The organism is Stenotrophomonas maltophilia, assembly GCF_002799245.1.
In the GTDB taxonomy this organism is placed as follows: domain Bacteria; phylum Pseudomonadota; class Gammaproteobacteria; order Xanthomonadales; family Xanthomonadaceae; genus Stenotrophomonas; species Stenotrophomonas maltophilia_S.
On sequence record NZ_NEQV01000009.1, the window covers coordinates 129,460 to 139,361 of the forward strand.

At 68.2% G+C, this 9,902-nt stretch carries 9 protein-coding genes and 1 pseudogene; 7 read left to right on the top strand and 3 right to left on the bottom strand.

Annotation, left to right across the window (positions count from 1 at the left end):
* The first annotated feature begins 51 nt into the window (after positions 1-51).
* The 3 genes from B9Y64_RS21205 to B9Y64_RS21215 all read left to right on the top strand — a co-directional run bounded on the left by B9Y64_RS21205 (position 52) and on the right by B9Y64_RS21215 (position 2,140).
* A complete protein-coding gene (locus B9Y64_RS21205) occupies positions 52-327 on the top strand; it encodes a polyhydroxyalkanoic acid system family protein (RefSeq protein ID WP_005417302.1) in 276 nt (91 codons plus the stop codon).
* Between the two features lie 80 nt (positions 328-407).
* Positions 408-899 (top strand): phasin family protein, encoded by a 492-nt coding sequence (locus B9Y64_RS21210; protein ID WP_100442328.1) that lies wholly within the window; start codon positions 408-410, stop codon positions 897-899.
* Between the two features lie 236 nt (positions 900-1,135).
* A complete protein-coding gene (locus B9Y64_RS21215) occupies positions 1,136-2,140 on the top strand; it encodes a restriction endonuclease (protein ID WP_100442329.1) in 1,005 nt (334 codons plus the stop codon).
* A 101-nt stretch (positions 2,141-2,241) separates the two neighbouring features.
* Here the strand turns inward: B9Y64_RS21215 and hutC are convergent, their stop codons facing one another.
* Both hutC and B9Y64_RS21225 read right to left on the bottom strand, forming a co-directional pair.
* A complete protein-coding gene (hutC, locus tag B9Y64_RS21220) occupies positions 2,242-2,970 on the bottom strand; it encodes a histidine utilization repressor (protein ID WP_100442330.1) in 729 nt (242 codons plus the stop codon).
* 28 nt (positions 2,971-2,998) lie between these two features.
* Complete coding sequence (locus B9Y64_RS21225; RefSeq protein WP_100442331.1) at positions 2,999-4,369, bottom strand: formimidoylglutamate deiminase; 1,371 nt, start codon at positions 4,367-4,369, stop codon at positions 2,999-3,001.
* A 67-nt stretch (positions 4,370-4,436) separates the two neighbouring features.
* On the opposite strand from B9Y64_RS21225, the gene hutI reads away from it, so the two are divergent.
* From hutI to hutU, 4 genes are read left to right on the top strand one after another with little or no spacing between them, the layout of a single operon-like run.
* Entirely contained in the window at positions 4,437-5,660 is a 1,224-nt protein-coding gene (gene hutI / locus B9Y64_RS21230; protein WP_100442343.1) for an imidazolonepropionase, read from the top strand.
* The gene (gene hutH / locus B9Y64_RS21235; RefSeq protein ID WP_100442332.1) at positions 5,657-7,213 is read left to right on the top strand and encodes a histidine ammonia-lyase; all 1,557 of its coding nucleotides are present in this window, start codon (positions 5,657-5,659) and stop codon (positions 7,211-7,213) included. Before hutI ends, hutH begins: the two co-directional genes overlap by 4 nt.
* Positions 7,210-8,064: an N-formylglutamate deformylase gene (gene hutG / locus B9Y64_RS21240; protein ID WP_100442333.1), complete on the top strand. Its 855-nt coding sequence runs from the start codon at positions 7,210-7,212 to the stop codon at positions 8,062-8,064. The genes hutH and hutG overlap by 4 nt, the downstream gene beginning before the upstream one ends.
* Positions 8,061-9,728, top strand: a complete 1,668-nt coding sequence (gene hutU, locus B9Y64_RS21245) for a urocanate hydratase (RefSeq protein ID WP_100442334.1) — start codon at positions 8,061-8,063, stop codon at positions 9,726-9,728. The genes hutG and hutU overlap by 4 nt, the downstream gene beginning before the upstream one ends.
* Positions 9,729-9,797: 69 nt before the next feature.
* On the opposite strand, the pseudogene B9Y64_RS22650 reads toward hutU, so the two are convergent.
* Positions 9,798-9,902, bottom strand: a pseudogene (locus B9Y64_RS22650) (IS110 family transposase); the annotation flags it as partial.

A 9,902-nucleotide genomic window follows, 5' to 3' on the forward strand; every position in this document is an offset into this window, starting at 1 on the left:
CGCACAATGCTTGCCCTCTTTGATCATCCCCGCCCTGCGCCAGGAGCCTGCATGTCCACCATCGATGTCCGCCACGCCCACGCCCTGCCCGACGCACAGGCGCGCGCCGCGATCGAGCAGGTCGCTGCCAAGCTGTCCGAGCGTTTCGGCCTGAAGTCGTCCTGGACGGCCGACGTACTGAACTTCTCCGGCAGCGGCGTGGACGGTGCGATCGAACTGCAGCCGGGCGCCGTGCGCGTGACCGCCAAGCTGGGCTTCCTGCTGTCGGCGATGAAGGGCATGGTCGAAGGCGAGATCCAGCGTGTGCTGAAGGAAAAGCTGGGCTGAACCCCGGCGGCGGCCGTCACGGTCGTGCAACGCCAGCGCGCGCTATTCTCGGGGCAGGCCCAACTCCCACGGGAAGTGCGATGAACCACTACGAGAACGACGACCGCCGCAACGACGACGCCTCTTTCGGTGACCAGGCCGAGCGCTTCTCGCGCAAGCTCAGTGATTCGGCGCAGCAGGTCTGGCTGGCCGGGCTGGGTGCGCTGGGCCGCGCCCAGGCCGAGGGCAGCCGCTTCTTCGATGGCCTGGTGAAGGAAGGCGAAGCCTGGGAAGCCCGCCGCCGTGAGCGCACTGGCGAACAGGGCCCAGGCTGGCGTGACAACGTCGAGACCTCGCTGGACGAGGCCCGCGAAAAGGCCTCCGGCACCTGGAACAAGGTCGAGAAGGCCTTCGATGACCAGGTGCAGGGCGTGCTCAAGCGCCTGCATGTGCCCACCGCCGATGAGGTGACCGCGCTGGAAGCCCGCATTGATGCCCTGCAGGCGCGACTGGCCAGGCTGGAAACCCGGGCCGCATCCGGCACCGATGCGCCTGCTCCGGGCAGCCATCAATCGCCGGACAGCGTGCCCTGACCGCGATTGTTGCAATGCAATAAAATTTGATCGACAATCGCGAGCAACCCGCCAATCGCTTCGGCTGCCGTTTGTTCCCTCCCCTCACGGCTTCAGGATTGGCGGGTTTTTCGTGCCTGCCATGCGCCGATCTGCGTGTTCCATCACGCTTCCTGTCAGGAACATCCTGACCCAGCCGGGCACTGCGACCTTTACACTGTCGGTCTGCGCTTTCGCCCCTTCCGCCCTACTCCTGCATGCTCCCTTGGATCCTGGCCCTGCTGTCGGCCCTGCTTACCTGTTCCCTGGCCGTTGTCTATCTGTGGTGGATCAAGCGGCGGCAGAAGGAGATGCAACTCGGCCTGCAGGCCCTGGCGGGCATGCACTGGCGTGAATTCTCGGTACTGGTCAAGCGCATGCTGCGCGAACAGCGCGGCCTGCGTGAGCTGATCGATCCGGAGGAAGATGCCCGCGAGCCGAGCAGCGATTTCCTGCTCAGCGATGGGCCCAACCAATGGCTGGTGTCGTGCAAGCATGGCCTTGCCTACCGCATCGGCACCGCCGCAGTGAACGAGCTGGGCGCGGCCGCGCGCCTGGCCGGGGCCAAGGGTGGCGTACTGCTGACCGAAGGCCGTATCGAGCGCGACGGCCGTGGCGCCGCCGAGAAGCAGGCCGTTGAAGTGCTGGACGGTCCGCGCCTGTGGCCATTGCTGCAGCCTTACCTGCCCGGCGACATCGAAACGCGCGTACGCGCCAGCGCCAGGCACGAGGCGCTGCGCCGCATCGCCATCGCCGCACTGGGTTCGGCAACGCTGGGGCTGCTGGTCGGCCTGGGCCTGCAGGGCCTGCACATGGAAGAGTCCGCGCCCGTTGCTGACACACCGGTGGTGGCCACGCCTTCGGCTGCGCCCACGGCCGAACCTGCCCCGGTCGAGGCAGCACCCGCAGCCGCCCCGGCAGCCGACGCTGCCGTCGCCCCGGCGGCCGACGCACGCAGCAATCCCAACCCGGATGCAGCCACCCTGGATCGCTACCAGGCCGACCTGGCCCGTGCCCTGGCTGGCAAGCCTGGCATCGCCAGCGGTGTCTGGCTGACCCGGCAGACGCTGGCGATCAACCGCACCGGCGAACTGGACGCCGTCTGGCCGCAGGTCTGCGAGGAAGTGCTGCATTACCCCGCCCTGCGCAACGTGCGCATCCAGCTCAATGCCCGGCCCGGCGTGGATGAGCCGGTGCGCTGGCGGCAGTGCGCTACGTACTGATGGGGCAGCATCCACGCATGGCGTGGATCTACCGGGGGTTCGCACGCGTCGCGTGATCCCAACCGGGATTCAGTAGACCCACGCCATGCGTGGATACGTCCCTAGCGCGCCCCCGGCGCGAAGCGCGCGACCAGGTCCCAGGCATCGCCGAGGAACACCTGGCGCACGCGGGTGATCGGCTGCTCGCCACGCCAGGTCAGGCGCTCGATCACCAGGCAGGCGGTGCCAGGCTTCACTTCCAGCAGTTTGGCGGTGGCGGTGTCGGCGCCCCAGGCGCTGATGCGGTGCTGGGCGCGGGTCCACGACACGTTCTGCAGCAACCAGCTGCCCGGCGCGGTGGTGCTGAAATCGACCTCCAGCACCTCGGGCACCCCCACCGGGCTGATCAGGCGATGCTCCAGCGCCAGCGGGCGGCCGTCGGCCAGATGCAGGCAGCGCATCGCCAGCAGGGTTTCCTGGCCGGCCAGCTCCACTTCACCGGCATTGCCTGCATCGGCCAGGCGCAGGTCGCGCTGCAGCAGTCGGTAGGCGTACTGATGTCCGCGCGAGCCCACCTCCATCGCGATATCGGGAATCTCCAGCGCCACCTGCTCCAGGTGCGGGGGTTGCCGCGCCACGAATGAGCCCGCGCGGCGGCGGCGCTCGATCATGCCGCTCTCGGCCAGTGCGGTCAGCACCTTGTTCACTGTCATCCGCGAGCAGCCGTACTGCTCCATCAGCTCGTGCTCGTACGGAATCCGGAAGCCCGGCGCCCACTCTCCGCTGAGGATGCGGCTTTCCAGATCGCTGCGGATACGCTGGTTGAGCGTGGCGGACTTGCTTGCCTTCACGTAAGGGGATCTCGGTGGCGGGAGGCGATCAGCCCAGCACGCCGCGCAGGGCGGTGGCGAAGGCGGTGGTGATCGCCTCGCGCTGCAGGTGGCGGCCCTCGGCCACGCATTGGCGGCCATGGCGCCAGACCGATCGCAGCGCGCCATTACGTGCGGCGAACACCCAGCTGTCAAGCCATGCGTCATCCTGTCGCGCCTGAAGCGTGGGGTGCGTGGCATCCAGCTCGACCAGATCTGCGCTGGCGCCGACCTGCAGGCCAGCGGCCACGCCCAGGGCCTGGGCGCCACCGTGCAGCGCGCCCTCGAACAGGAAGCGCCCGCTGCTGCGGCTGGCGTCCGGCGCCAGCACGTTGCGCCCGCGCAGGGTCAGGCGCTGGCCGTATTCGAGCAGGCGCAGCTCTTCGGCCGCATCGATCAGCACATTGGAATCGGAACCGACACCGAAGCGCCCGCCTTCGCGCGCGAACGCCTGCATCGGGAACAGGCCGTCGCCCAGGTTGGCTTCGGTGATCGGGCACAGCCCGGCCACGGCCTGGCTGGCAACGATGGCCGCGCGCTCGTCATCGGTGATGTGGGTGGCGTGCACCAGGCACCAGCGCGCATCGACCGGCGCATGGTTGTACAGCCACTGCACCGGGCGCTGGCCACTCCAGGCCAGGCAGGCCTCGACTTCGCGCACCTGCTCGGCGATATGGATGTGCACCGGGCCGTCGGTAAGCGGCAGCAGGGCGCTCAGTTCCTCCCCCGTGACCGCACGCAGGCTGTGCGGTGCGATGCCGAGCACCGCGTCGGGCAGCGCGGCCAATGCCGGCTTCGCGGCGTCCAGCAGCTGCGCGAACCCGTCCACATCGTGGATCAGGCGACGTTGCGCGGGATTCGGTTCCGCTCCGCCGAAATCGGCATGCGCATAGAACACCGGCAGCAGGGTCAGGCCGATGCCGGTCTGGTCGGCGGCAGCGGCAAGCCGTGCACTCATCTCGGCGCGGTTGGCGTACGGGCGGCCCTCTGCTTCGTGGTGCAGGTAATGGAATTCGCCGACGCGGGTGAAGCCGCTTTCCAGCATTTCCATATAGGCCTGCGCGGCGATGGCCTGCACCGCGTCCGGGCGCAGATGAGCCAGGAAGCGGTACATCAGCTCGCGCCAGCTCCAGAAGCTGTCACCGTCACCGCCGCCGATCTCGGTCAGGCCAGCCATGCCGCGCTGGAAGGCGTGGCTGTGCAGGTTGGGCAGGCCCGGCACCAGGATGCCGATGCGGGTGTCGCCGTGCTGGGCGCCCTGCCCCGTGCTGATCGCCGAGATGCGGCCGTCCTGCACCTGCAGGCGGACATCGCGGGCCCAGCCGTCGACCAGCAGGGCGTGGGCGGCATGGAAACAGTGCGGGGAACGCGAATCGGACATGGCTGGACAACCCGAAATGGACACCTATATTGTATAGACATATAAGCACAGCCGCGTTGTGGATGCCATGCACGTCGATACCCTCTGGTCCAACGTCCACCTGATCACCCTCGACGGCGAGGGGCTGGGTGTCATCCGCGATGGCGTGCTGGCCTGCGCCGACGGGCGCATCGTCCATGTCGGCACGGCCGGCAGTGATGGCCATCTGCAGCCGACCACCCGCATCGACGGCGAAGGCCGCTGGATCTCGCCGGGCCTGATCGACTGCCACACCCACCTGGTCTACGCCGGCAACCGCGCCAACGAATTCGAGCAGCGCCTGCAGGGCGTCAGCTATGCCGACATCGCCCGTGCCGGCGGCGGCATCGTCTCCACCGTGCACGCCACCCGCGCTGCGACGCCGGAACAGCTGGCCCGCGAAAGCCGCCCGCGGCTGCTGGCGATGCGCGCCGAGGGCGTGACCACCCTCGAGATCAAGTCCGGCTACGGCCTGACCCTGCCCGACGAACGCAAGCAGCTGCAGGTCGCGCGCGCACTGGGCGAGGAATGCCGGGTCTCCGTGGTGACCACCTTCCTCGGCGCGCACGCGATTCCGCCGGGCCGCGAAGCACAGGAGTACACCGATGAGGTGTGTGAGGTGATGATTCCGGCCATCGCCGCCGAAGGACTGGCCGAAGCGGTGGACGTGTTCTGCGAGAACATCGCCTTCTCGCCCGCGCAGGCGCGGCAGGTCTTCGAAGCGGCACGGGCCAACGGGCTGGCGGTGAAGATCCACGCCGAGCAGCTGAGCAACCAGCATGGCGCCGAACTGGCGGCCAGCTTCGGCGCACTGTCGGCCGACCATATCGAACATCTGGACGATGCCGGCATCGCCGCGATGGCCGCCGCCGGCACTGTCGCGGTGCTGCTGCCCGGCGCCTTCTATTTCACCCGCGATACCACCCTGCCACCGATCGCCGCGCTTCGTGCGGCCGGCGTGCCGCTGGCGCTGGCCACCGACAGCAACCCGGGCACCTCGCCGCTGACCAGCCCGCTGCTTGCGATGAACATGGGCGCCACCCTGTTCCGCCTGACCGTGGACGAGTGCATCGCCGGCTTCACCCGTGAAGCGGCGCGCGCACTGGGCCATGGCGAGCGCATCGGCCGCCTGGCCGTGGGCATGGATTGCGACCTGGCGATCTGGGACATCGACGCGCCCGCCGACCTGGTCTACCGCATTGGATTCAACCCGCTGCACGCGCGCGTGGTGCGCGGACAGCCCGACCTGCCTGCCTCCTGGAGCAACACATGAGCAACACCCTGGTTCTTCGCCCCGGCCATGTCACTCTCGCCCAGTGGCGGCAGGCCTATCGCGGTGCGCCGCTCGCACTGGACCCGGCCGCGCTGCCGGTGGTGCGTGCCAGTGCTGCGGCAGTCGCCGCCATCGTCGCCAAGGGCGCGCCGGTGTATGGCATCAACACCGGCTTCGGCAAGCTGGCCAGCGTGCGCATCGAGCGCGAAGACCTGGCCACCCTGCAGCGGAACATCGTGCTTTCGCATGCCGCCGGTGTGGGCGAGCCGATGCCGGCCAGCGTGGTGCGACTGATGATGGCGCTGAAGCTGGTCAGCCTGGCGCAGGGTGCTTCGGGCATCCGCGAGGAAACCCTGCTGCTGCTGGAAGCGATGCTGGTCAAGGGCGTGCTGCCTGTGGTGCCGGCACAGGGCTCGGTGGGTGCCTCGGGCGACCTCGCTCCGCTCTCGCACCTGGCCAGCGTGATGCTGGGCGTGGGCGAAGCCTTCATCGGTGACGAACGCCTGCCGGCGGTCGATGCGCTGGCACGTGCCGGCCTGCAGCCGATCGAGCTGGGCGCGAAAGAGGGCCTGGCGCTGCTCAACGGTACCCAGTTCTCCACCGCCTACGCGCTGGCTGGCCTGTTCGAGATCGAGACCGTGTTCCAGGCCGCGCTGGTTACCGGCGCGCTGTCGGTGGAAGCGGCCAAGGGTTCGGACACGCCGTTCGACCCGCGCATCCACGCCATTCGTGGCCAGCGCGGGCAGATCGCCACCGCCGCTACCCTGCGCACGCTGATGCAGGGCTCGGGCATCCGCGAATCGCACCGTGACAACGACGTGCGCGTGCAGGACCCGTACTGCCTGCGCTGCCAGCCGCAGGTGATGGGCGCGGCACTGGACATCCTGCGCCAGGCCGCCACCACGCTGGAAATCGAAGCCAACGGCGTGTCCGACAATCCGCTGGTGTTCACCGATACCGGCGAAGCGCTGTCCGGCGGCAACTTCCATGCCGAACCGGTGGCCTTCGCCGCCGACATGCTGGCGATGGCGGTGTGCGAGATCGGTTCGATCAGTGAGCGCCGCCTGGCGATGCTGGTGGACCCGGCACTGTCCGGCCTGCCGGCATTCCTGACCCCGCGCCCCGGCCTGAATTCCGGCTTCATGATTCCGCAGGTGACCGCCGCTGCGCTGGTCTCGGAAAACAAGCAGCGCGCCTACCCGGCCAGTGTTGATTCGATCCCGACCTCGGCCAACCAGGAAGACCATGTGTCGATGGCCGCGCATGGTGCGCGGCGCTTGATGCAGATGGCCGAGAACGCGGCCAACGTGATCGGCATCGAACTGCTGGCCGCTGCGCAGGGCTGCGACTTCCACGCCCCGCTGCGTTCCAGTACCGCGCTGGAATCCGTGCGCGCCACCCTGCGTGCGCAGGTGCCGACGCTGGAAGAAGACCGCTATTTCCATCCGGACATGGTGACCGCCACGAACCTGGTGCGCAGCGGCGCGCTGGCGCAGGGCCTGGCCCATCTGTTGCCAGGCGTGGAGCTGCCGACCGTGGAACCGCAGGCATGAGTGCCCATCCCGATTGGCTGACGGTACATGAGGGCGATGCCCCATTGATCGTCAGCTTCCCGCATACCGGCAGCGAGCTTCCGCACGAGCTGATGGGCCACTACCACTCGCCGTGGCTGGCGCGGCGCGACGCCGACTGGTGGGTGCACGACCTGTACGACTTCGTGCGTGGCATGGGCGCGACCACGGTGCGCTCGGCGATCTCCCGTTCGGTGATCGATCTCAATCGCGATCCCAGCGGCGTGTCGCTGTATCCGGGCCAGAACACAACTGGCCTGTGCCCGCTGACCACGTTCGACAACCAGCCGCTTTACCACGCCGGACGCGAACCGGATGCCGCGGAAATCGCCCGCCGCCGCGATACCTATTTCCTGCCTTACCACGATGCGCTGGCCGCGCAGATCACCCGCCTGCGCGCGAAGTTCGGCACTGTCGTGGTGTATGACGCGCACTCGATCCGCTCGCACATCCCGCACCTGTTCGAGGGTGAGCTGCCACAGTTCAATCTCGGCACCGCCGGCCCATCCGGCGCGCCGGACACCTCCTGCGACAACGCCCTGAGCGACGTGGTGGAGAACCTGCTGGCGCTCAGCGGCATGAGCCAGGTGCGCAACGGCCGCTTCAAGGGCGGCTGGATCACGCGCCACTACAGCAACATCGCCGGCGGCGTGCACAGCCTGCAGATGGAACTGGCCTGCCGTGGCTACATGCACGAACCCCTGCCGGACCAGGTGGACGAACACAGCTGGCCCACCCCGCTCGACCCCGACCACGCCGCACCGCTGCGCCACACCCTGGCGCAGGTGCTCAACGCCTGCCTTGAATTCGCAACGAACCGGAGCGCCGCATGACCCGCAACGACCCGTCCCGCACCATCGCCGCGCCCACCGGCACCACGCTCAATGCCAAGAGCTGGCTGACCGAAGCGCCGCTGCGCATGCTGATGAACAACCTGCACCCGGACGTGGCCGAGCGTCCGCAGGAACTGGTGGTGTACGGCGGCATCGGCCGCGCCGCGCGCGACTGGGAAAGCTTCGATGCCATCGTCGAAACGCTCAAGCGCCTGGACGACGACCAGACCCTGCTGGTGCAGTCGGGCAAGCCGGTGGGCGTGTTCCGCACCCATGCCGATGCGCCGCGCGTGCTGATCGCCAATTCCAACCTGGTGCCGCGCTGGGCCAACTGGGACCACTTCAACGAACTGGACAGGAAGGGCCTGGCCATGTACGGCCAGATGACCGCGGGCAGCTGGATCTACATCGGCGCGCAGGGCATCGTGCAGGGCACCTACGAGACCTTCGTGGAGATGGGGCGCCAGCATTTCGGTGGCGACCTGACCGGCAAATGGCTGTTCACCGGCGGCCTGGGCGGCATGGGCGGCGCACAGCCGCTGGCTGCAGTGATGGCCGGCGCCTCCTGCCTCGCCGTCGAATGCCGCAAGAGCAGCATCGACATGCGCCTGCGTACCGGCTACCTCGACACCTGGACCGACAACCTGGATGAAGCGCTGCGGCTGATCGACGAAGCCTGCAAGGCCGGCACGCCGAAGTCGGTGGGCCTGCTCGGCAACGTCGCCGATGTGCTGGCCGAACTGCTCAAGCGCGGCGTGAAGCCGGACCTGCTGACCGACCAGACCTCCGCGCACGACCCGGTGAACGGCTACCTGCCCCAAGGCTGGACGGTCGAGCAGTGGGATGAAAAGCGCGTCTCCGCGCCGAAGGAAGTGGAAAAGGCTGCACGTGCATCGATGGCCAACCACATCCGCGCCATGCTCGGCTTCCACGCGCTGGGCGTGCCGACCGTGGACTACGGCAACAACCTGCGGCAGATGGCGCTGGAGGAAGGCGTGGCCAATGCCTTCGACTTCCCCGGTTTCGTGCCAGCCTACATCCGCCCGCTGTTCTGCCGTGGCGTCGGCCCGTTCCGCTGGGCCGCACTGAGCGGCGATCCGGAAGACATCGCCAAGACCGATGCCAAAGTGAAGGAACTGATTCCGGACAACCCGCACCTGCACCGCTGGCTGGACATGGCCGCCGAGAAGATCAAGTTCCAGGGCCTGCCGGCACGCATCTGCTGGGTGGGCCTGGGCGACCGCGATCGCCTGGGGCTGGCCTTCAACGAGATGGTGGCCAACGGCGAACTGAAGGCGCCGGTGGTGATCGGCCGTGACCACCTGGACAGCGGCAGCGTGGCTTCGCCGAACCGCGAAACCGAAGCGATGGCCGACGGCTCCGACGCCGTGTCCGATTGGCCGCTGTTGAATGCCCTGCTCAACACCGCCAGCGGCGCGACCTGGGTGTCGCTGCACCACGGCGGCGGCGTCGGCATGGGCTTCTCGCAGCATGCCGGCATGGTGATCGTCTGCGACGGCACCGAAGCGGCAGCCAAGCGCATCGGTCGCGTGCTGTGGAACGACCCGGCCACCGGCGTGATGCGCCATGCCGATGCGGGATATGAAATCGCGATCGACTGCGCGAAGGAAAAGGGGCTGGATCTGCCGGGGATTCTCGGCTGATCCAGGGTTGCCGGCCAGCGGCCGGCACTACCGGGAAACACCTGTAGAGCCGAGATCCTATGTTCGAGATCAAGCCTGCTGGAAGCAGGCTTGACCCACTTTCAGCATGGTCGGATCGAACTCCCGGCCGCTCTTGAAGACGCCCCAGGCAATCCTGGCCAGCTTTCTGGCCAG